Genomic DNA, 22,027 nt, shown 5'->3' on the forward strand with positions numbered 1-22,027 from the left:
TAAGAAGCAGAAGTCAGAGAAGCAGTGAGAAGTCTGTTAAGGGGATTTAAAAATCATGGCAAAAAAGGTTAAAGATTATTATGATTTGGTTTATGCGAAGGATTTGAGCCGTCGCTTGCAAGAAGTCACAGATAAATTTGATGCTCAGCATTTTATGTCTCTAGTTGAAAGCGACTTAGAGTCTTTGGAATTTACTCAGCGTCAAGAGCTGTTGGCCAAGAGTATCAAAGAATTCTTGCCGTTTTCTTATGCTGATTCTCTGAAGGTTTTTGAGCAGATACTTGGTCCAGAGTTAAAGGGCGGCTTGGGCATGTTTTCAGAAGGATACTGGTTGTGGCCAATTGGCAAATTTGTAGAACTTTACGGAAGTCAGGAATTCGAGCTGAGTGCAGCCTTCAGTAAGGAATTAACCAAGCGATTTACTGGAGAATTTTCCATGCGGCCCTTGCTGGCTAATTATCCTAGAGCTACGATGGATTTACTGCTAGAGTGGAGCCGAGATGAGAATATGCGCGTCCGCAGATTAGCCAGCGAGTGTATGCGGATTCGTCTGCCCTGGGCTAAGAAGCAGACTGTGGTTTTAGATTATTTTGATGAATTTACCGCTATTTTGACAAATCTAAAGGATGACACAGATAAATCAATCCAAAAAAGTGTCGCTAATAATCTGAATGATTTATATAAAGAAGATCCTGAAAAGTTTGAGAGGGTGATTGGGACTTGGCAAGAGGAAAAACTGAATCCGAGTTGCGCTTGGATTATCAAGCATGCTTCGCGAACAAAAAATAAAGCAGAAAAATAAGCTTTGCTAATCTAGCAAAGCTTATTTTTAGTTGTCTTCATCTGGTGTAAGCACCATCGGAATAATAATAGGTTCGCGCTCGGTACTTTCGTAGAGGAAAGGACGCAAGGCGTTGACGATAGCGCCGCTGACAGATTGGACGCTAGCATCTTTATTCTTGAGTGCAATGCGAATGGCATTGAAGAGGATGCGCTGGCTTTGGCGAATGAGGTCGCCTGATTCGCGCATGTAGATAAAGCCACGGCTGAGAATATCTGGACCGGCTAAAATCATCTTGGACTCAAAGTCAACCGTTGCGACAGCCAGGACAACGCCGTCCTCTGACAGGTCTTTACGGTCGCGCAGGACAGCAGCTCCGATTTCACCAATGCGGTTCCCATCAACATAAATATCCTGAGCGTTGAAGCTGCCGGCAATACGAGCTGAGTCAGCTGTCAGAGCAAGCACATCACCATTGCTCATGATGAAGATATTGTCTTTTGGTACTCCAGTATCAACGGCTAGGCCTGCATGGACTTTCTGCATACGGTATTCACCATGGACTGGCATGAAATATTTAGGCTTGATCAAGCGAAGCATGAGTTTCTGCTCTTGCTGGCCACCGTGTCCAGAGGTGTGGATGTTGTTAATCTTACCGTGAATCACTTCTACACCAGCCTCGGAAATGATGTTAATCAACTTGTTAACGCTGGTCGTATTACCAGGGATAGGACTGGATGAGAAGATGACCGTATCTCCAGGCTGCAGCTGAACCTGGCGGTGGGTACCATTGGCAATCCGAGACAGGGCTGCCATCGGCTCACCCTGACTTCCGGTACACATAATCAGCACTTCGCCAGCTGGATAGTCCTTGAGTTCATTTGGCTCGATGAAGGTATCTTTGGGAACCTTGATATAGCCCAGCTCAATCCCGTTAACAATAGCCTTTTCCATGGAGCGGCCAAAGACCGCAATCTTACGACCGGTCTTGACAGCAGCATCTGCGGCTTGCTGAAGACGGAAGATATTAGAGGCAAAGGAAGCGAAAATAATCCGTCCATTAATGCCTTCGATAATCTTCATAATAGACTGTCCGACCACTTTTTCGGAATTGGTAAAGGTTGGAACTTCAGCATTGGTCGAGTCAGATAGGAGGCAGAGAACGCCTTCCTCGCCCAGAGCAGCCATACGGTGCAAGTCTGCCGGCTCACCGACTGGTGTAAAGTCAAACTTGAAGTCACCGGTACAGACAATCTTACCCTGCGGCGTATGAATGACAATTCCCAAGGGTTCAGGGATAGAGTGGGTTGTCCGGAAGAAAGTAGCTTTCAGATGCTTGAACTGCAGTTCTGTGTTTTGATTGATTTCATAGAGCTTGGCATCGCGCAAAAGTCCATGCTCTTCTAGCTTGCCGCGAATGAGGGCCAAGGCCAAAGGACCCGCATAGATAGGAACATTGGCTTGCTTGAGCAGGAAAGGAATACCGCCGATATGGTCCTCGTGCCCGTGGGTGATGAGGACAGCTTTTACGCGGTCAATATTTTCCACGATATAAGAGTAGTCGGGAATGACATAGTCAATCCCTAACAGGTCGTCTTCTGGGAACTTGATACCGGCATCCACTATGATGATTTCATTTTGGTATTCAATCCCGTAGGTGTTTTTACCGATTTCGCCTAACCCACCAATCGCAAAAACGCCAACTTCTTTGGGTTTTAAGGTATATGCCATGGGTTAGAACTCCGTCAATTCAAAAGTGCCTGACTCTTTTTCGTATTTGAGGTGTTTGTCAGACAAGAGCTCAATAAATTCAATATTGTAAGGGGTATTTTCTTCGACTAACTTACGAGCCTGAATGCGGCCTTCTAATTCATTTGCTGCTTCCACCTCTAAATAAAGGGCACGTGTTTTTTCACGGCGCGGACTGCGCTCTTTTGTTTCCTGATAAAAAACTTTGTAAATCATTACATTTCCTTTCATATTTTCATGATTAACCTGCAGAAAACAACAGCTGATTAGCTGTTCTCTTTTATTCAATTCTGAGTAGTAGATTAATCCTGATTCGTTACAATTATAATGATTATAACATAAAATAAGGGAATAGTAAAAGCTGGAAGTCAGAAAAATCTTGAAAGCTTTTTCTGGAATTTCTTGACTTATTGGGGGCTTTTCTAATCTGAGTCTATGCTTGTGGCTGCTTTTATAGTATAATAAGAGGCAAACAATCGAGTAAGGAAAAGAATGATGAACATTTTAGCGATGGATACGTCCAATAAAGCATTGTCCTTGTCCCTTTTGCAGGATAAGAAGGTCTTGGGACAGGTGACGCTCAATATCAAGAAAAATCATAGCATTACCCTTATGCCAGCTATCGATTTTCTGATGAATAGTCTGGACATGAAACCGACAGATTTGGATCGTATCGTAGTTGCTCAGGGTCCAGGCAGCTACACAGGTCTGAGAATTGCGGTGGCGACAGCCAAGACTCTAGCGCATACCCTCAAGATTGAGCTGGTCGGTGTGTCTAGTCTGCTGGCTTTAGTCCCAGAGCGGGTAGAAGGCTTGGTCATTCCCATCATGGATGCCCGCCGCAATAATGTCTATGCTGGCTTTTACCAGTCTGGTCAGGCTGTACGGCCGGAAGCCCATCTACCTTTGGTAGAGGTTTTGGAAATAGCTGGTGCTGCTAACCAATCAGTCACCTTTGTCGGAGAAACGACAGCTTTTACGGAGCAGATTGAAGCGGCTCTTCCTCAGGCTGCCATTCAGCCGACCTTGCCAGACGCGGCAGCTATTGGTCGTCTCGGTTTAGACCTGCCAGCCCAGTCCATTCATGATTTTGTTCCTAACTATCTCAAGCGGGTAGAAGCCGAGGAAAATTGGCTCAAGACCCATCAGGAATCCAGTGATTCTTACATTCAGCGCCTATGATTAAGTTGAGAAAATGGAGCGCTAACTCGGCTGTGGACGCGGCAGTTCTGGCAGAAGAGCTGGAACAGCTCTTACTTGCAGCCTATGAGGTCAGTCCTTGGACCGCAGGCCAAGTGGAAGAGATTCTGCGCTCGGATGTGAACAGTTGTATGCTAGCAGAAGATGGGGAACAGCTTGTCAGCTTTTTAGTCTGGCAGGAGACAGACTTTGAAGCAGAAGTTCTTCAGATTGCTGTATTGCCTAGCTATCAGGGGCAGAAAATCGCGACAGCCTTGTTTGACTTTTTGCCAGTAGACAAAGAAATTTTCCTCGAAGTGAGGGAGTCAAACAAGCCAGCTCTGCTATTTTACAAAAAAGAAAAATTTGAAGAAATCGCACGACGGAAGGCCTACTACCATGCGCCGATGGAAGATGCGATTGTCATGAAAAGAGAGATCCATGAAAGATAGATATATTTTGGCTTTTGAGACGTCTTGTGACGAGACCAGTGTAGCGATTCTGAAGAATGAGACTGAGCTTTTGAGCAATATCATTGCCAGCCAGATTGAGAGCCACAAGCGTTTTGGCGGAGTGGTACCAGAAGTGGCCAGCCGTCACCATGTGGAGGTTATTACGGTTTGCATTGAGGAGGCCTTGGCGGAAGCAGGGATTAGCGAGGAGCAAGTCACAGCAGTAGCCGTCACCTACGGTCCTGGTCTGGTTGGGGCGCTTTTGGTCGGCTTGGCAGCGGCCAAGTCCTTTGCTTGGGCTCATGATATTCCCTTGATTCCGGTCAATCATATGGCTGGGCACCTGATGGCAGCCCAGAGCGTGGAGCCCTTGGAATTTCCCTTGCTGGCTCTCTTAGTCAGCGGGGGTCATACTGAGTTGGTCTATGTTAGTCAGGCTGGTGATTATAAGATTGTTGGAGAAACTCGTGATGATGCGGTCGGTGAAGCCTATGATAAGGTCGGTCGAGTCATGGGGCTGACCTATCCAGCAGGCCGGGAGATTGATCAGCTAGCTCATCAAGGACGGGATATGTATGATTTTCCGCGGGCCATGATCAAGGAAGATAATCTGGAATTTTCTTTTTCCGGCCTCAAGTCGGCCTTTATCAACCTGCACCACAATGCCCAGCAAAAAGGAGAGGTCTTGTCTAATCAAGACCTGTCAGCAAGCTTTCAGGCAGCGGTCATGGATATTCTCATGGCCAAGACTAAAAAAGCGCTGGAAAAATATCCAGTTAAGACTCTTGTTGTGGCGGGCGGTGTTGCGGCCAATCAAGGGCTGAGAGAACGCTTGGCAGCTGAGATTCAGGATGTTAAGGTGCTTATTCCGCCTCTGCGCCTTTGTGGTGACAATGCTGGTATGATTGCCTATGCCAGTGTCAGTGAGTGGAATAAGAAGAATTTTGCCAGTTTGGATCTGAATGCAAAACCTAGCCTAGCATTTGAAATGATGGAGTAAAGGAGAAGAATGCGCGGACAGACATTTAAACAGGGTGCAAAAGCAGCTGTGCCAACAGCTATGGGCTATATTGGGATTGGCCTAGCCTGCGGCATCATGGCGGCACCCTATATGAATCCCTTGGAGATGGGGCTGATGAGTATTCTGGTTTATGCCGGCAGTGCCCAGTTTGCCATGATTGGTTTATTTGCCCAGCAGGCGCCGGTTTTAGCCATCGCACTGACTGTATTTCTTATTAATATCCGAAATCTTCTGCTCGGCTTACATGCATCAACTCTTTTTCGTAAGTCTAGCTTGATGCAGAATATTGTCATTGGCTCTTTTTTGACGGATGAATCTTATGGAGTCTTGATGGGAGAGCGGGCACATACAGAGGAAATCACTGCTAGCTGGATGATGGGTAACAATTTCATGAGTTATACTTCTTGGATTTTGGGTACTATTTTAGGAACAGCCCTCGGTGCCCTTCTGCCCAATCCTGAGAGCTTTGGTCTGGACTTTGCCCTAGTTGCCATGTTTATTGGCATTTTCTCTTCTCAGTTTACAATCATGCTGCGACGGGTCAAAATAAAGAAGCTCTTTTTCGTCTTAGGTGTGGTGGGTCTTGCCTACTTAGTCCTAACTATGCTGCTTCAAAATTCACTGGCGGTGCTTTTTGCAACCTTGCTAGGCTGTACAGTGGGGGTGATTCTGGATGATAAGTAAGTATATTTTGCTGGTTATTCTTTTGTCGGCTCTAGTCACTTGGGTTCCGCGGGTTTTGCCCTTTATCCTAGTCAAGTACAAGGGGCTTCCGCCCATGGTAGAGCGTTTCCTCAGATATTTACCAGTTTCCATTATCTTTGCCCTGATCTTATCTAGTGTTACCAATGCTAAAACAGGTCAGCTGCCAAGCTTTAAATGGCTGGATTTAATAGCTGTTTTTCCAACTAGCTATGTGGCTTTTAAGTATAAAAACTTAATTGCAACTGTTGTGTTTGGTGTAGTCTTGGTGGCCTTGCTGCGCTATCTGGCTGGGTTTCTTGGCTTGTAAAGAAGATACAAGACAGATTGAATCGGTCGATTCGGTCTGTTTTTTACTAAAATCTAAGAATTGTCTGAAAATATAATATTTTATGCTATAATGGAACCAATCAAAATCATGGAGGTTCGGAAATGGCAGAAGCAGGTCATAAATTTTTAGCAAAATTAGGAAAGAAACGTCTTCGTCCCGGTGGCAAGCTGGCAACAGACTGGCTGATTGAACAAGGGAAGTTTTCCAACGAAAAGAAAGTTCTAGAGGTTGCCTGCAATATGGGGACCACAACGATTGAGCTGGCTAAAAGATATGGCTGCCAGATTACTGCAGTTGATTTGGATAAGGCTGCGCTGGATCAGGCGCGGCTTGATGGAGACAAGGCTGGTGTTGGTGAGCTCGTCACATTTGAGCAGGCTAATGCCATGAAGCTGCCTTATGATGACAATTCTTTTGATATCGTTATCAATGAAGCCATGCTGACCATGCAGACGGATAAGGGGAAGGACAAATGTATGGATGAGTACTACCGGGTGCTGAAGCCAGGCGGAGTGCTCCTCACCCACGATGTCATGCTCAAACAAAAAGATGAGAATATCCGGGAAGAGCTGTCGCGTGCGATTAATGTCAATGTGGGGCCTCTGACAGAAGGTTCTTGGATTCAGCTGGCACGCTCTCACTCGTTTGATCATGTAGACACCTTTGTCGGCGAAATGACCTTGATGAGCCTTCGAGGTATGATTTATGACGAAGGACTTGGAGGCACACTGAAAATCTGCTTCAATGCCCTTAAGAAAGAAAACTACAGTCAATTTATGAAGATGTTTAAGATGTTCCAAAAAAATCAGGAAAAACTGGGCTTTATTGCTATGGTTTCTCGTAAATAACTGCTAGCCGCTTTAGAAACTCTAAAGTGGTTTAAAAAAATTTCTAAAAAAGCTTGACCCTGACCTTTGGTCAGGGCTTATACTATAGTGGTAAGGAGGTCTATCATGTACCATATCAAAGAAGCTGCGCAGCTTTCGGGAGTCTCTGTCAAAACCCTGCATCATTACGACAAAATCGGACTTTTAGTACCCGCCAAATCAGAAAATGGCTATCGGACGTACAGCCAAGATGATTTAGAGCGGTTGCAGGTCATCCTTTACTATAAGTATCTGGGTTTCTCTTTGGAGAAAATAGCAGAGCTGCTGAGTCAGGACGATCAGGCCTTATTGCCGCATCTGGTTAGGCAGTTAGAGTATTTGCAGCAGGAAAGAGACCGCTTGGATACCTTGATTTCCACCTTACAAAAAACCATTCAAGAAGAAAAAGGAGAAAGAAAGATGACGATAAACGAAAAATTCGCAGGCTTTACCTACGAAGACAATCAAAAATACCATCAAGAAGCTGTCGAAGAATACGGTCAAGAAGTCATGGCGGAAGCACTAACTCGTCAAAATGGACGGGAAGAAGAATCTGCCGCAGCCTTTAATCAAGTTTTTCAAAGTCTGGCAGAGAATATGCAGCAAGGCTTGCCAGTTGAATCAGCAGAAAATCAGGAACAGGCGGCGCGTCTCTTACAAGCCATTCGCACTTACGGCTTTGACTGCTCACTGCAAGTCTTTGCCCACATCGGTCAGGGCTATGTCCACAATCCAGAATTCAAGAAAAATATCGATCAATTCGGACCGGGCACTGCCCAATACACATCAGATGTGATTGCTGCTTATGTACGAAGGAATGCAGAATAAAAACTGGCGAGGATGTTCCGCACTGCACCCCAGAAGTTAGTTAACTTTTAGGGTGCAGTGCAATGTTCCTCGACCAGTTTTTTCAATTACTTTAAAATATCTTCCCAATCACTCATAATGTAAGCTTCCTGCCACCCAGCCGGTGCAGAGGGCAGAGGTGATGTTGAAGCCGCCCGTGTGGGCATTGATGTCTAGGACCTCTCCAGCGAAGTGGAGGCCGGGAACGAGCTTGCTTTCCAGAGTTTTGGGATTGATTTCTTTGAGGCTGACGCCGCCCTTGGTTACAAAGGACTTGGCTAGAGACATTTTGCCAGTGACAGGGATGGGCAGTTCTTTGATTTGTTTGATGAGAACCTCTTTTTCACTGAGATTGACTTGTTTGACTTTCTCGGGAAAGGGTTGGGCAAAAAAGTCTGCCATTCGCTCGGGTAGGAGGATTTTCAGGCAGTTCTTCAGCGATTTTTCCCGATGTTCTTCTAAAAAGTCCGCCAAATCCTGCTGACTTATCTGTGGCAGAAGATCCAGATAGATGTTTTCGCCACCCTTGACAAAGCTAGACAAGCGCAGAGCTGCCGGACCTGATAGGCCAAAGTGGGTAAAGAGCAAGTCGTGGGTGATGACATGCTTGCCATAGCTGAGGGTCACATCGTCCAGCGAAATCCCCTGAAGTGCTTTGTGAGGAAAGTCAGTCAGAAGAGGACTTTCAGCAGCTTCCAGGTCAGTCACCGTGTGCTTGAAGTGTCGGGCAATATCGTGACCGAAGCCTGTCGAGCCTGTTGAAGGGTAGGACTTTCCACCAGTCGTCACAATCAATTTCTGGCAGGTCCAAGTCTGGTCGCTGGATCTGACAGTGAAAAGCTCATCAGTTTTTTTGACGGAGACGATTTCGGTATTGGTGATGACAGTGCCACCCAGTTCTGCAATTTTCTTTTCCAAAGCTTCGATGATGGTGCGGGACTTGTCTGTCGCAGGGAAAACACGGCCGTGGTCTTCGACCTTGAGTTTGACGCCGTTCTCTGTAAAGAAGTTGATGATATCATGGTTGTCAAACTGGGAAAAAACGCTGTAAAGAAAGCGTCCGTTACCAGGAATACCAGCCAGGAGGTCATCCAAATCTCCATTATTGGTCACATTGCAGCGACCGCCACCTGTACCAGCTAATTTCTTACCCAGTCGTTTATTTTTCTCGAGGAGCAGGGTCTTCTGCCCGTAGAAAGAACTGGAAATGGCTGCCATCATGCCCGCCGGTCCTCCGCCGATGATGATTGTGTCGAAATGCTTCATTGGTCTTTTCCTTTCGTAGAGAGTGGTTTTTGTCAGTTAGTCAGAAATCTTGCGCTTCCTTGGTGAGCAGGCTTTTGCTGTCTTGCAGTTCCTCTTGGAAGGTTGTAGCTGAACATCTCTAGGCTTCTAAATTCATTCGATTTTTTCATTTCTTTTACTAGACTAATCTGTCTCATTGTATCACAAAAAAGGGCTAAAAAGATAGGAGTCAGGCTCAAAAAATATTGTGAAATTTGACAGTTAAGGCTTGATATGATAAGATTTAGGTATCTACAAACTAGAAAAAGTTTTTGAGGAAATTATGGCAATTGAAAAGACAGTCAGCGAGTTAGCCGAGATTCTTGGAGTTAGCCGCCAGGCGATTAACAATCGTGTCAAGGCACTGCCGCCAGAAGATACGGAAAAGAATGAAAAAGGAGTCACGGTGGTGACCCGCAGCGGCTTGATTAAGCTGGAAGAGATTTATAAGAAAACTATTTTTGAAGATGAACCTGTTAGCGAAGATGTGAAGCAACGCGAGCTGATGGAAATCTTGGTGGACGAAAAAAATGCTGAGATTGTGCGTCTCTATGAGCAGCTTAAGGCCAAGGACAGCCAGCTGGCTAAGAAAGATGAGCAGCTACGCATCAAGGATGTCCAGATTGCTGAAAAGGACAAGCAGCTGGACCAGCAGCAGCAGCTGACAGCTAAGGCTATGAATGAGCGTGAAACCTTGCTGTTGGAGTTGGATGAAGCCAAGGAAAAGGTGCAGGAGCAGGAAAGCAAGGGCTTCTGGGCACGTTTATTTGGAAAATAAAAATAAGGTTGGGACATCTGTCTCAACCTTGTTTTAAATAAGAATTGCTTTTTAGCAAGTTTTGTATTGTTCACAACATAAAGGAGGAAAATGAAATCACAAAGACTGGGACTTTTACGTCTCTATCGCAATCTTGATAAAATTCTGTTGCTCTTTTTCACAGTCTTTATGCTCATGGAGCTGGCCTGGGTGCCTTTCAACTCCTTTGCAGCAGAGACTCTGCTCAAGCAGACAGGCTACCTCTTCTTATCTTATACGAATGCCTTTAAAGTTCTGACTTCAAATGTCTGGGTTGGCTTGGCCTTTCTAGCACTTTTTGCAGCCAATCTCTTTGTCGCTTATTTTCAGATTGGACTGATATTTATGGGGCTCCGAAATCTTCTGGACGAGGAAGAACGAAGCGCCTTTCAGTTCATTAAGAAAAGTTTCAAAGACAGCGGCTCGCTGATTCGCTACGCCCGGCCCAGCAAGGTTCTCTTTATCGCTCTTTATATGGGCTTTATCTTTCCCTTTCTGCGGCAAATTCTCAAAATCTACTACTTGAATAAAATTCTGATTCCAGAATTTATCGTGACCTATCTCAAGACGGCCTTATGGATGAAATTATCAATCTATGCTTTAGGTTTTCTGCTTTTTTTGATAGCTGTCCGACTAATGTTTGCCCTGCCCAAGCTCTTTTTTGAGCATTTCCGCCTACGAGACGCGATTAGGTATAGTTTGGAGAAGACCAAAGGGCACTTGATTCGCTATACTTGGCAGCTCTTTTGGATACTGGCCAAGAGTTTTCTCTTCTTTCTTTTAAGCAGCATTCCGATTTTAGTGTTGCAGCAGTATGCGGATGGCCAGTCCAATCAGATAGCCTTGATAGCAGCGGTTGTCAATTACTGCCTCATCAAGATGGCTTATTACTTTATGGTAGCCTACTTTCTGATTAAGTTTGTGGCTTTTCTGACGGACAGCAGACTGTCTGAGTACCGCTACAGGAAAGGCCTGCCTATCATGCGCTGGTTTATCCTTTTGGTCACTAGCTCTGTCTTTGCCCTTGAAGGCTTTGTCTATCTCAATCTGCCCTTGGAAAACGTCCCTCTGACCATCTCGCATCGTGGAGTTTCGCAGGGAAATGGTGTTCAGAATACGGTTGAGTCGCTAGAGAAAACCGCCCTGCTCAAGCCAGACTATATCGAAATGGATGTTCAGGAGACTAAGGATGGCCAGTTTGTCATGATGCACGATGCCAATCTAAAAGCCTTGGCTGGCGTTGATGCCAGACCGCAAGAGCTGACTCTGCAAGAGCTGACGGCTTTAGATATTTCAGAAAATGGACACACTGCCAAAATTTCCAGCTTTGATGCTTATCTCAAACGAGCCAATCAAATGGGCCAGAGACTCTTGATAGAAATCAAGACCAGCAGCTTGGACTCAGACGATATGATGGACCGTTTTCTGAGTCAATACGGAGCCAATATCAAGGTTTATGGCCACCAGATTCAGTCTTTGGACTATCAGGTTATTGACAAGACAGTCCAGTATGATGAGAGTATACCGACTTTTTTTATCCTGCCCTACAATACTATTTTCCCACGAACACAGGCTTCCGGCTATACGATGGAGTACTCGACTCTTGATGAAAACTTTGTCGATAAGCTATGGACGACGGATAAGAAGCTTTATGACTGGACCATCAATGATGCAGACAGCATTGGCAAATCCTTCCGCTTGGGTGTTGATGGCATGATAACCGATGATTTGGAGCTGGTGCAGAGCTCTATCAAGGAACTGCAGAACAATCCCGACTATGCCCTGCTTTTGATGAGTAAGGCAGCAGATTTGCTTAATTTTGTGTAGTGGATTAGTGAGGAAACGCCTATAAATCAAAAAAAGACTGAGATTCTTCAGTCTTTTTTGCTGGTTCGAGTATCTCTTGATTTATGTTTAGTCAAGAGGTAAGGTTATTTATCTTGCTTAAAAAGGCAATTTGCCTGCGAAAGCGCCCATTTTCTTCTGAGTGGCCTCATCAATCTGAGCCAGCGCGTGATTCAGTGCTTGCGCAGTCATCTCTGACAGAGTCTCCAAATCTTCAGGATCCACAACGGCTGGATTGAAGTCAATGCTGACCACCTTTTTATCGCCTGTCAGTTTAGCAACGACTAAATCTTGGGCTGATTTGCCGGTAAATTCTGTTGCAGCCAGTTCCGCTTGGCCTTTTTCCATTTGTTTTTGAAGCTTTTGTGCTTGCTTCATCATGCTTTGCATGTTCATCATAAGATTTTCTTTCCTTTCTCTCGCAAGGGCTGAGTCCTTGGTAATCTTCACTCTTCAAATTATATCATTTTTTGGAAAAGTGGCAAGAAGAAGATTTCTAAGAGGTTTGACAAAGATTTAGCATTTATAGTAGAATGGTCATGAATCTATATATCTAGGAGAAGACAACTTGAAAAACAAGAAGATAAAAGGTTTACTGTTGGTAGTGCTCTCATCCCTCTTCATCCTAATTGGCTGTAGCGGCAGCCCAAAAATTCAAGGAAAATGGAATGTACAGGATGCTAGCGGTGAACAAAAGACCATTGAAATAAAAGACAAGACTATCATTGTCAACGAAGAAGAGTATGAGTATACTCAAAATGCAGTTGGTTTTAAGAATGGGGTGAGTTATTATGGCCTGACTCGGAAAGATAATGGCGGAACATTTTCTATCGTCTTTCCTGAGAAAGATAAAAACACTGCTATTATGTTAATTCCTGATTCAGACGATGACTATCTCACAGGCAGTATGCTCTTTGCTATGAACCGCAAGGAAAAGCCAGATTATAAAAAATATGCAGAGAAATATCTCAATCTACGATAAAAGAAAAAGGCGCTGAATCTCAGCGTCTTTTAGGTTTTATTAAAGTTATTTCATGATCGGCAAATCCAGACTAGACTGCTCCAAATCTACCGTCAGCTGATAGTCAGTCTTATCACGAAAGGTATGCTCAAAGTCTGTAGTGTAGAGGACGAGGCGCAGTTGGTCGCCTTTTTTCATTTTATAGATGGTTGGTTGCAGTTCAAAGGAAAATTCCAGCCATTGGTCAGGAGTGACTTCTTCGACAGTCAGTAGGTTGGTCCGATTTTGCAGGTTGATGAAGCCTTTGGTGATGACGCGATGAGGCGTTTCAGTATGGGGAAGTTCAACCAGATTGTCCAGCATATAGTAGCGGCCGTTATCCATGACTCTAGGCTCAATAGGCGTAGGAATCGGTGTGAGGCGCTTAGCTGGTCCGAAGTCCAGTAATTGAGCAGAAATCAGTCCCTTATCAGTGCTGGATTTGAGGCGAAGATTGAGCTGGCTCGCTCCGTTGAGAAAGAGGTCCTTTTCCAAGGTCCAGTCCAGAGTAATCTGGTTGACTTTGCCGTCAAAGAGCTCAGTCTTAAAGCTTTGGTAATTTTTAGCAAAGCGATTGTAGTCTTCTTCTGGGTATTGATTTTTGATAGATTGGCAGTTTTGGCCTAGTTGGAGCTGAAGTTTCTGCTCTTGTCCACCGAAGTCTTCCAAGGTCAGCCAGTTTTGAGCTTGGCTGTTGTCCTGCCAGATGACTGTTGGCAGCTCAAAGTCTGATTCACAACCCAGCAGTTTTTTGCTCAGCAGAGCATTGATAGACTCACGGAAGTCGATGGACTGCCAGTTGTTCATGTAAACATGGGCACCGTTATGGAAGAAAAGATGCTTTTTGATGTGGGGCGGTAAGGCTCGAAACATATTATAGACATGGAGAGGCTTGACATTCCAGTCTTGAGAGCCGTGGGTGAAGACGACTTCAGCCTTGACCTTATCTGCATAGAGCAGGTAGTTGCGGTCATGCCAAAATTGATTGTAATCTCCGGTTTGTCGGTCTAGGTCTTTGCGCTGCTGCTCTAGGCTTCGCTGATAAGCGTCGTTGTTGCGCAGGTAGTCACCAGCCCTCAGGTTACGGGAGTAGGTCAGTTCGGTCAGAGATTCAAAATCCTCTCCTGGATAGCCGCCAGGACTTGTGACAAGGCCGTTTTCGCGGTAATAGTTGTACCAAGAAGAAATCCCGGCTTCAGCGATAATGACTTCCAACCCATCTACACCGGTTGTTGCCAGTCCGTTGGACATGGTGCCCAGATAGGAGATACCGGTCGTAGCCACTTTTCCGTTGGACCAAGTGGCCTTGATTTCTCGTTGGCGGGTGTGATCGGTGAAGGCTCGGCAGCGGCCGTTGAGCCAGTCAATAACGTTCTTATAAGCCTCGATCTGCTGATAGTCGCCGCTGGTCATCAGTCCTTCAGAGTCTTTAGTTCCTACGCCAGACACATAGAGATTGGCAAAGCCGCGGGGCAGCAAGTAATCATTGAGCGTGTAGGTGCCTATATGACCCAATCTTTCCTCGGCTTCAGAGACTTCTTGAGCAGGAGCCAGCGAATCCAGTTGGAGCAATTTGAGCTCAGGATCTTGGACTGTGATTTGATAGGGTTCTTTTTTTGCTAAGTCCACATTCATATCATGGAGAGCCTTGTCGCTGGCAGGGTCATTGGTTCCTTGATGATAAGGAGAAGCGGTCATAACTGCAGGAATTTGTCCTTGATAGCGTGGCCGGATAATGCTGACCTTGATGAGGTCTGGACGGCCGTCTCGATCAGTATCCACACGTGATTCCACATAGACTACCTCACGGATAGCATCATGACTGGTAAAAGTTGCCAGACTCTTGCCGTTGAAGTAGTGGTGGGTATTGTCCTCAGGAATCAAACCCTCGCTGACTAGCTTATCAACTAAGAGGTTGCCATTTTTTGTCCGAGTGTTGAGCAGCTGGTAGAGATTTTCCAACAAGTCTCCAAATGTAATGGGAAATCCTGTTTCTTTGCGAACGGCCTCAACATCTGTAAAATCAATAAAGGGCGAGAACTCAAGCAGCTGAAAGGCCACAGTGTAAAAGATAGGAGCTGTCAGTTCTCTGTCAGACTGGAAAAAGCTCAGTAGGTCTGTTTGGCTGTCAGCAGCCCAGGATTTCAAGGGATAATCTGTATTTTTATAAGTGAAAAAGCTGGTGCGGAGAAAATCTTCAAGATTTTCCTTGTCAGAGCGATTGCTGTCATAAAAAAAGCCTAATTCAGCTAATTCTATCAACATATTTTCCCGTTTCGTTCTTGCATAACTATACTGATTAAAACGCATATTCTTCCCTCTTTTTCTTATTTTTATTAAAAATGACCTTTACATTATCCATTATACTTGATAAAATAGACTTTGTCTAAAAAATATTTAAGGAGTATCACTAAATGGATTTCGAATGGGTCGTTAAATACGCCACAGAATTTTTAGGAACAGCTATTCTCATTGTCTTGGGGAACGGAGCTGTTGCCAACGTTGAATTAAAAGGAACTAAGGGACATCAGAGCGGTTGGTTAGTCATCGCTGTCGGTTACGGTATGGGGGTTATGATTCCAGCTTTGATGTTCGGTAATGTGTCCGGTAACCATATCAACCCTGCCTTTACTTTGGGACTGGCTGTCAGCGGTTATTTCCCTTGGGCACAGGTTGCGCCATACATTGCAGCGCAGCTTTTAGGAGCTATTTTCGGACAGGCCTTGGTCGTTGCGACTCATCGCCCTTACTATTTGGGAACAGAAAATCCTAATAATATTTTGGGTACTTTCTCTACCATCTCTAGTCTAGACCATGGCACGCCTGAATCACGTAAAGCAGCCTTGTTCAATGGTTTTATCAATGAATTTGTTGGTTCTTTTGTTCTTTTCTTTGCTGCTATGGGCTTGACCAAGAACTTCTTTGGAGCAGAATTGTTGAGCAAAGCTGAAGCAACTATCAATTCGCAAGCTGCTCAGATGGCAGCACAAGGGACTTCAGTTCCTAAAGAACAGATTGCTGCTGCAATATCTCAGGCTAAAGATCAAGTTGCACCATTCCAAGTTGGTAGCCTTTCAGTCGCTCACTTGGCACTTGGTTTCTTGGTAATGGCTTTGGTAACCTCTCTGGGAGGCCCTACTGGACCAGGACTGAACCCAGCTCGTGACCTTGGACCTCGTATCCTCCACTTCATCCTGCCAGAATCTGTTTTGGGAAAACACAAGGGTGATTCAAAATGGTGGTATTCTTGGGTTCCAGTTGTGGCACCAATTCTTGCAGGTATCACAGCGGTCCTCTTGTTTAAAACAATCTATGGATAAGCACATAAGATCAGAGTTGGGGGATTTCCCCAGCTCTTTTTTGAAGGCTAGAGAAGGTCAAGAGGAAAATACAAGTTTGGCAATTTTATATTTTTTCACTATCTCTAAGGTTCATTGCTCAGACCGTTTACCAATAAATCCAAGGCCTTCTTGTTTTAAAAATTGTTTATTTGCGCATAATTTCTTGTCAAAAAGATGAAAATCCATTACAATAAAATGGTTTGGAGGAATTATGAGCGCGAATCATATTATTAGAATTATCCCTGTATTAAAGATAAATAACCGTCATTTAAACCAAGAATTTTTCGTAAAACAGCTGGGCATGAAGGCCCTTTTAGAGGAAGCTGCTCTTCTATCATTGGGCGATCAGACCAAGACTGAGAAACTGCAGCTGGAAGAATCGCCCAGTATGCGGTCGCGGCGAGTCAAAGGTCCTAAAAAATTAGCCAGAATCGTTGTCAAGGTTGCAGACGCTAAAGAAATCGAGTCTCTATTGGCTCAAAAGCCTGCTTGGACAAAGCTGTATCAAGGAGAGAAAGGCTATGCTTTTGAAGCCCTGTCGCCAGAAGGAGACCTAGTTCTCCTGCATGCAGAAGAGAATAGAGCAAATCTGCAAGAGGTCACGGCGGTGTCTGAATTTGAAATGCAAGAGGACTTCATCGGTCTTAGCCAATTTGAGATAGAGACGGTAGAAATTCGTGTGCCTGATGCCAATGCAGCCCAAGAATTTTACAGCAAGATTGAAAATGCGCTGGATTTCCTGATCTTTACAGAAGCAGAGGGACAAGACTTGCAGGCAGACAATGCCCTAACTTGGGACTTGACCATGCTCAAAGCTCAGGTCAATCGTTTAGAAACCGCTGCGCTGCGTCCTTTCTTTGAAGGACGCGAGGTCTTTGTACCCAAGTCAGATAAGTTCCTGCTGAGTCAGGATTCTAGCAAGATTGAATTGTGGTTTGAAGCATGACTCTAGAAAAAATCATCAGTAAAATCCAAGAACAGCTGAAAGACGGTATCTATCCCGGTGCTAGTCTGGCCTTGTATCAAGCTGGCCGGTGGCAGGAATTCTACTTTGGTCTAGCTAATCCGGAAGAAAAAAAGGCCACTCAAGCGGGTTTGGTCTATGACTTGGCTAGCGTCAGCAAGGTGGTCGGAGTTGGCACTCTGGCAGCCTTTTTGTATGAGCAGGGCAAGCTGGAGCTGGATTTGCCCTTGCAGCATTACTATTCTGCCTTCCATCGAGAAGATGTGACCTTGCGTCAGCTCTTGACCCACACATCTGGGCTGGATCCCTTTATTCCCAATCGTGATCAGCTGGCAGCTCCTGAGTTGAAAGCAGCGCTTAATCATTTGACGGTGCTTGAAGATAAGACCTTTCGCTATACGGATGTGAATTTTCTGCTCTTGGGCTTTATGTTGGAAGAGATCCACGGTCAGGCCTTGGATCAGATTTTTCAAAGTCAGATTTTCCAGCCTTGGGGTTTGTCTGAGACTGGTTTTGGACCAGTTTTAGGAGCTGTGCCGACCGTTCGCGGTGTCCAGGATGGTCAGGTTCATGATCCCAAGGCGCGTGTGCTGGGTGTCCATGCTGGCAGTGCTGGCTTATTTTCCACTCTCAAGGATTTGGAAATATTTCTGGAACATTATCTGCAGGATGATTTTGCGGCCAATCTGACCCAGAATTTTTCCAAGGAGCCAGGCAAAAGACGAAGTCTAGCCTGGAATCTGGAGGGCAGCTGGCTGGATCACACTGGCTACACGGGTACCTTTATCATGTATAATCGTAAGGAACAAAAGGCGGCTATTTTCCTGTCCAACCGGACCTATGAAAAAGACGAGCGGGCTCAATGGATCTTAGATCGTAACCAGCTGATGGACCTGATAAGAATAGAACTTTAAAAGACTCCGGCTGCAAGCCCCGGAGTTTTATCGTATCTGCCTATATAAATATCGGTCTCTAACCCCAGTGATTTTCTCTTAATAAAAATCGCTTTTTTTGCCAAAGTATATTAAAATAAGATAGAGAGAATCTACAGACAAGAGAAGAATATGACAAAAGAAATCGGTGTCGGCAAGGCACACAGTAAAATTATTTTAATGGGAGAGCATTCGGTGGTCTACGGCTATCCGGCCATTTCCCTGCCTCTTAATCGTATTGAAGTGACCTGTCAGGTCTTTCCGTCTGAGCGGGCCTGGACCCTCTACGCCGAGGATACGCTATCTATGGCTGTCTTTGCCTGTCTAGAACATCTCGGTCGGCAAGGGGCTAAGATTCGCTGTCAGGTGGAGTCCATGGTCCCTGAGAAGAGGGGAATGGGTTCTTCAGCCGCAGTCAGTATTGCGGCCATTCGGGCGGTCTTTGACTACTTTGAGGAGGAACTGGATGACCAAACACTGGAGATTCTAGCCAATCGGGCGGAGATGATTGCCCATATGAATCCCAGCGGCCTTGATGCCAAGACCTGCCTCAGCGATGTAGCTATAAAGTTCATTCGCAACTTTGGTTTCAGTGAAATTGAGCTGGATCTGGATGCCTTTTTAGTGATTGCAGATACGGGCATTCACGGTCATACCCGCGAAGCCATCCGTGCTGTAGAAAGTCAGGGTCAAAAGGCTCTGCCTTTGTTGCAGGAATTGGGGAATTTAACGAAAATTCTTGAGAAGGCTATTTCTATCAAGGACCTTATGACAATGGGTCAAGCTATGACCAAGGCTCACGAGAAGTTAGCCAAGCTAGGAGTGTCTTGCCAGAAAGCAGATGAGCTGGTATCGGAAGCTCTTGAAAACGGAGCTTTGGGAGCTAAAATGAGCGGCGGCGGTCTGGGTGGCTGTGTCATTGCTCTTGTAGGAGAAAAAAGTCAGGCGGAGGCCTTAGCCGCCTTATTGAGAGAGAAAGGGGCCATTAACACATGGATCGAAAGCCTGTAAGTGTCAAATCCTATGCCAATATTGCAATTGTCAAATATTGGGGGAAGAAAGATGCAGAAAAGATGATTCCGTCTACCAGCAGTATCTCACTGACACTGGAAAATATGTATACCGAGACGCAACTAAGTCCTTTGCCGGATACAGCGACTGGAGATGAGTTTTATATTGACGGTCAGCTGCAAAGCCCGACAGAACATGCCAAAATCAGTAAGATTATTGACCGTTTCCGCTCTCCAGAAGATGCTTTTGTCCGCGTTGATACCAGCAATAATATGCCAACAGCAGCTGGTCTGTCGTCCAGTTCCAGCGGTCTGTCAGCCCTAGTCAAGGCATGCAATGCTTATTTTCAGACCGGCTATCAGACGCAAGAGCTGGCTCAGCTGGCTAAGTTTGCTTCAGGGTCGTCTGCTCGGTCTTTCTTTGGTCCGCTAGCGGCCTGGGATAAGGACAGCGGGGCCGTCTATCCAGTCAAGACAGATTTGAAATTAGCCATGATTATGCTAGTTCTGCACGATGAGAAAAAGCCCATTTCCAGCCGTGACGGTATGGAGCTCTGTGCTAAAACTTCCACGATTTTCCCAGATTGGATTACCCAGTCTGCCTTGGATTATCAGGCTATGCTGGGTTATTTACGGGACAATGATTTTGCCAAGGTGGGCCAGCTGACGGAAGAAAATGCTCTTCGGATGCATGCTACGACAGAAAAAGCTTATCCGCCCTTTTCTTATCTGACAGAGGAGTCTTACCAAGCTATGGATGCTGTCAGAAAGCTGCGGGAGCAGGGCGAACGTTGCTACTTTACCATGGACGCAGGGCCCAATGTCAAGGTACTCTGCCTGGAGGAAGACCTAGACCATCTGGTTGCTATATTTGAGAAGGACTACCGGCTTATCGTCTCCAAAACAAAGGACTTGTCAGATGAAAGCTAGTGCAAGAGTCCAAACCTGCGGCAAGCTCTATCTGGCGGGTGAATATGCAGTGCTAACAGCCGGTCAGCCTGCCATTATCAAGTCCATTCCTATCTATATGACGGGAGACATCCAGGCAACGCCTGACTACCACTTGACATCAGATATGTTTGAACACAGCACTAGCCTAGAGCCAGATCCTGATTATGCCTTGATTCAGGAGACGGTAGGGGTTATGAACACTTATTTGCTAGCCTTAGGTTACCAACTTCAGCCTTTTTCTCTAAAGATTAGTGGCAAGATGGAAAGGTACGGTAAGAAGTTTGGGATTGGCTCCAGCGGTAGTGTGGTTATTCTGACCATCAAGGCCATGGCAGCACTTTATGAGCTAGACTTAGAGCCAGAGCTACTCTTTAAACTAGCTTCCTACGTCCTCCTAAAGCGCGGAGACAATGGCTCCATGGGAGATCTAGCCTGCATTGCTTATGAAGACCTGATTTACTACCGGTCTTTTGATAGAAGGCTAGTCCGCAAGCGCATGGACGAAGTTGATTTGCCTCAGCTGTTAGCAGAGGATTGGGGCTTTGAAATTCGCAGCATTCAGCCTTGCTTAGCCATGGATTTTCTGGTTGGCTGGACCAAGCAACCGGCTATCTCTAAGGACTTGGTCAATCAGGTCAAGTCAGCTATTTCAGAGTCCTTTTTGACAGGCAGTAGGACGCAGGTTGATGCTTTGGAGAGAGCTTTATTAGCAGGAGAGCAGCCCGTTATTCAGTCTAGTCTGGAAAAGGCTAGTCAGCTCTTAGAAAGGCTCAGCCCAGCTATTTATACAGACAGGTTGAAAGCCCTAAAGGAAGCAACAGAAGGACTGAACTGTGTAGCTAAGAGCAGCGGTGCCGGCGGTGGCGACTGCGGGATTGCTCTCAGCTTTGATGCCGCATCCAGCAACCAACTGATTCAAGCCTGGCAAGAAGCTGGCATTGAGCTATTATACAGAGAAAGGATGGGCCATGATGAGCCAGAATCGTAAGGACGACCATATCAAATATGCTTTAGAGCAGCGTCCGGGTTACAACAGTTTTGATGAAATGGAACTGGTTCACCGTTCTCTGCCCAAGTATGATTTGGCAGAGATAGACCTATCTACTCACTTTGCTGGTCGTGATTGGGAGTTTCCCTTTTACATCAATGCCATGACTGGCGGCAGCCAAAAAGGCGGCCAGATCAATGAAAAGCTGGCTCAGGTAGCTGAAAGTTGCGGTCTTCTTTTTGTGACTGGCTCTTATAGTGCGGCCTTGAAGAATCCTTCTGATCCTTCCTATCGGGTGGCAGCTGGTCGGCCTAATTTATTGCTGGCTACCAATATTGGCTTGGACAAGTCTTATCAAGCCGCCCAGCAGGCAGTAGCAGATTTGCAGCCCCTCTTTTTGCAGGTCCATGTCAATCTCATGCAGGAATTGCTGATGCCAGAGGGCGAGCGGGAGTTTCGTTCTTGGCGCCAGCACTTGACTGATTATAGTCAGCGACTGGATCTTCCCCTAATTCTTAAAGAAGTTGGCTTTGGCATGGATCGCTCTACTGTTGAAGAAGCGCGCTCCTTGGGGATTCAGACTTTTGATATTTCCGGCCGTGGTGGCACTAGCTTTGCCTATATTGAAAATCAGAGGGGTGGCAATCGTGACTACCTCAATGATTGGGGACAATCTACTCTGCAGAGCCTGTTGGCGCTTCAGCCATTGCGTGATGGGGTCGAACTCTTGGCTAGTGGAGGTGTCCGCCATCCTTTAGACATAATCAAAGCTCTGGTCTTAGGAGCCAAGGCGGTTGGCTTCTCTCGCGCCATGCTGGACTTGGTGGAAAATCACTCAGTGGAAGAGGTTATTGATATTGTAGAGGGCTGGAAATCGGATCTGCGCCTCATCATGTGCGCCCTGTCCTGCCGAAACTTGCAAGAATTAAAGAGTGTACCCTATCTACTCTATGGGCGGCTGAAAGAAGCTCAAGAACAGATTAAATAAA

The 22,027-nt window shown here is 45.7% G+C and carries 23 protein-coding genes; 18 read left to right on the forward strand and 5 right to left on the reverse strand.

The window, feature by feature from the left end; translation table 11 throughout:
- The first annotated feature begins 55 nt into the window (after positions 1-55).
- Positions 56-802 (forward strand): DNA alkylation repair protein, encoded by a 747-nt coding sequence (locus SSV_RS01175; RefSeq protein WP_072073340.1) that lies wholly within the window; start codon positions 56-58, stop codon positions 800-802.
- Positions 803-829: 27 nt separating this feature from the next.
- Here SSV_RS01175 and rnjA read toward each other — a convergent pair whose 3' ends face one another.
- Entirely contained in the window at positions 830-2,512 is a 1,683-nt protein-coding gene (gene rnjA, locus SSV_RS01180) for a ribonuclease J1 (RefSeq protein ID WP_002929089.1), read from the reverse strand.
- Between the two features lie 3 nt (positions 2,513-2,515).
- Positions 2,516-2,746, reverse strand: a complete 231-nt coding sequence (locus SSV_RS01185; RefSeq protein ID WP_072073341.1) for a DNA-dependent RNA polymerase subunit epsilon — start codon at positions 2,744-2,746, stop codon at positions 2,516-2,518.
- Positions 2,747-3,025: 279 nt separating this feature from the next.
- On the opposite strand from SSV_RS01185, the gene tsaB reads away from it, so the two are divergent.
- The 7 genes from tsaB to SSV_RS01220 all read left to right on the forward strand — a co-directional run bounded on the left by tsaB (position 3,026) and on the right by SSV_RS01220 (position 7,909).
- Complete coding sequence (tsaB, locus tag SSV_RS01190; RefSeq protein ID WP_072073342.1) at positions 3,026-3,712, forward strand: tRNA (adenosine(37)-N6)-threonylcarbamoyltransferase complex dimerization subunit type 1 TsaB; 687 nt, start codon at positions 3,026-3,028, stop codon at positions 3,710-3,712.
- Complete coding sequence (rimI, locus tag SSV_RS01195; RefSeq protein ID WP_072073343.1) at positions 3,709-4,161, forward strand: ribosomal protein S18-alanine N-acetyltransferase; 453 nt, start codon at positions 3,709-3,711, stop codon at positions 4,159-4,161. The genes tsaB and rimI overlap by 4 nt, the downstream gene beginning before the upstream one ends.
- Positions 4,151-5,161: a tRNA (adenosine(37)-N6)-threonylcarbamoyltransferase complex transferase subunit TsaD gene (gene tsaD, locus SSV_RS01200; RefSeq protein ID WP_072073344.1), complete on the forward strand. Its 1,011-nt coding sequence runs from the start codon at positions 4,151-4,153 to the stop codon at positions 5,159-5,161. Before rimI ends, tsaD begins: the two co-directional genes overlap by 11 nt.
- 9 nt (positions 5,162-5,170) lie before the next feature.
- Complete coding sequence (locus tag SSV_RS01205; protein WP_072073345.1) at positions 5,171-5,866, forward strand: AzlC family ABC transporter permease; 696 nt, start codon at positions 5,171-5,173, stop codon at positions 5,864-5,866.
- Positions 5,856-6,194, forward strand: coding sequence for an AzlD domain-containing protein (locus tag SSV_RS01210; protein ID WP_072073346.1), 339 nt, complete (start codon positions 5,856-5,858; stop codon positions 6,192-6,194). The genes SSV_RS01205 and SSV_RS01210 overlap by 11 nt, the downstream gene beginning before the upstream one ends.
- Before the next feature lie 122 nt (positions 6,195-6,316).
- Positions 6,317-7,063, forward strand: a complete 747-nt coding sequence (locus SSV_RS01215) for a class I SAM-dependent methyltransferase (protein WP_072073347.1) — start codon at positions 6,317-6,319, stop codon at positions 7,061-7,063.
- A gap of 105 nt (positions 7,064-7,168) precedes the next feature.
- Positions 7,169-7,909: a MerR family transcriptional regulator gene (locus SSV_RS01220; RefSeq protein ID WP_072073348.1), complete on the forward strand. Its 741-nt coding sequence runs from the start codon at positions 7,169-7,171 to the stop codon at positions 7,907-7,909.
- Positions 7,910-8,017: 108 nt separating this feature from the next.
- Here SSV_RS01220 and SSV_RS01225 read toward each other — a convergent pair whose 3' ends face one another.
- Positions 8,018-9,193, reverse strand: a complete 1,176-nt coding sequence (locus tag SSV_RS01225) for an aminoacetone oxidase (protein WP_072073349.1) — start codon at positions 9,191-9,193, stop codon at positions 8,018-8,020.
- A 301-nt stretch (positions 9,194-9,494) separates the two neighbouring features.
- Between SSV_RS01225 and SSV_RS01230 the strand changes: the two genes are divergently transcribed.
- Entirely contained in the window at positions 9,495-9,989 is a 495-nt protein-coding gene (locus SSV_RS01230; protein WP_002896624.1) for a DUF536 domain-containing protein, read from the forward strand.
- A 90-nt stretch (positions 9,990-10,079) separates the two neighbouring features.
- Positions 10,080-11,834, forward strand: a complete 1,755-nt coding sequence (locus SSV_RS01235; protein WP_072073350.1) for a glycerophosphoryl diester phosphodiesterase membrane domain-containing protein — start codon at positions 10,080-10,082, stop codon at positions 11,832-11,834.
- A 117-nt stretch (positions 11,835-11,951) separates the two neighbouring features.
- Here the strand turns inward: SSV_RS01235 and SSV_RS01240 are convergent, their stop codons facing one another.
- A complete protein-coding gene (locus SSV_RS01240; protein WP_032906355.1) occupies positions 11,952-12,251 on the reverse strand; it encodes a YbaB/EbfC family nucleoid-associated protein in 300 nt (99 codons plus the stop codon).
- 169 nt (positions 12,252-12,420) lie between these two features.
- Here SSV_RS01240 and SSV_RS01245 point away from each other — a divergent pair, with 169 nt between their 5' ends.
- A complete protein-coding gene (locus tag SSV_RS01245) occupies positions 12,421-12,834 on the forward strand; it encodes a hypothetical protein (protein ID WP_002919722.1) in 414 nt (137 codons plus the stop codon).
- Positions 12,835-12,879: 45 nt separating this feature from the next.
- On the opposite strand, the gene SSV_RS01250 is transcribed toward SSV_RS01245, so the two are convergent.
- A complete protein-coding gene (locus SSV_RS01250) occupies positions 12,880-15,162 on the reverse strand; it encodes a Xaa-Pro dipeptidyl-peptidase (protein WP_072073351.1) in 2,283 nt (760 codons plus the stop codon).
- A gap of 104 nt (positions 15,163-15,266) precedes the next feature.
- Between SSV_RS01250 and gla the strand changes: the two genes are divergently transcribed.
- The 7 genes from gla to fni all read left to right on the forward strand — a co-directional run bounded on the left by gla (position 15,267) and on the right by fni (position 22,026).
- Positions 15,267-16,172, forward strand: coding sequence for an aquaglyceroporin Gla (gla, locus tag SSV_RS01255; protein WP_002910706.1), 906 nt, complete (start codon positions 15,267-15,269; stop codon positions 16,170-16,172).
- Between the two features lie 232 nt (positions 16,173-16,404).
- Positions 16,405-17,139: a CppA N-terminal domain-containing protein gene (locus tag SSV_RS01260; protein ID WP_072073352.1), complete on the forward strand. Its 735-nt coding sequence runs from the start codon at positions 16,405-16,407 to the stop codon at positions 17,137-17,139.
- Positions 17,136-18,071, forward strand: coding sequence for a serine hydrolase domain-containing protein (locus SSV_RS01265; RefSeq protein WP_072073353.1), 936 nt, complete (start codon positions 17,136-17,138; stop codon positions 18,069-18,071). The genes SSV_RS01260 and SSV_RS01265 overlap by 4 nt, the downstream gene beginning before the upstream one ends.
- Positions 18,072-18,221: 150 nt before the next feature.
- The gene (mvk, locus tag SSV_RS01270; protein WP_072073354.1) at positions 18,222-19,100 is read left to right on the forward strand and encodes a mevalonate kinase; all 879 of its coding nucleotides are present in this window, start codon (positions 18,222-18,224) and stop codon (positions 19,098-19,100) included.
- A complete protein-coding gene (gene mvaD, locus SSV_RS01275) occupies positions 19,082-20,029 on the forward strand; it encodes a diphosphomevalonate decarboxylase (protein WP_072073355.1) in 948 nt (315 codons plus the stop codon). The genes mvk and mvaD overlap by 19 nt, the downstream gene beginning before the upstream one ends.
- Positions 20,019-21,038 carry a phosphomevalonate kinase gene (locus tag SSV_RS01280; protein ID WP_072073356.1) on the forward strand — a complete coding sequence of 340 codons (1,020 nt, stop codon included), beginning with the start codon at positions 20,019-20,021 and terminating at the stop codon, positions 21,036-21,038. Before mvaD ends, SSV_RS01280 begins: the two co-directional genes overlap by 11 nt.
- Complete coding sequence (gene fni / locus SSV_RS01285) at positions 21,019-22,026, forward strand: type 2 isopentenyl-diphosphate Delta-isomerase (protein WP_072073357.1); 1,008 nt, start codon at positions 21,019-21,021, stop codon at positions 22,024-22,026. The genes SSV_RS01280 and fni overlap by 20 nt, the downstream gene beginning before the upstream one ends.
- Position 22,027 lies beyond the last annotated feature (1 nt).

Origin of the sequence: Streptococcus sanguinis, assembly GCF_001078705.1 — a bacterium.
In the GTDB taxonomy this organism is placed as follows: Bacteria; Bacillota; Bacilli; order Lactobacillales; family Streptococcaceae; genus Streptococcus; species Streptococcus sanguinis_D.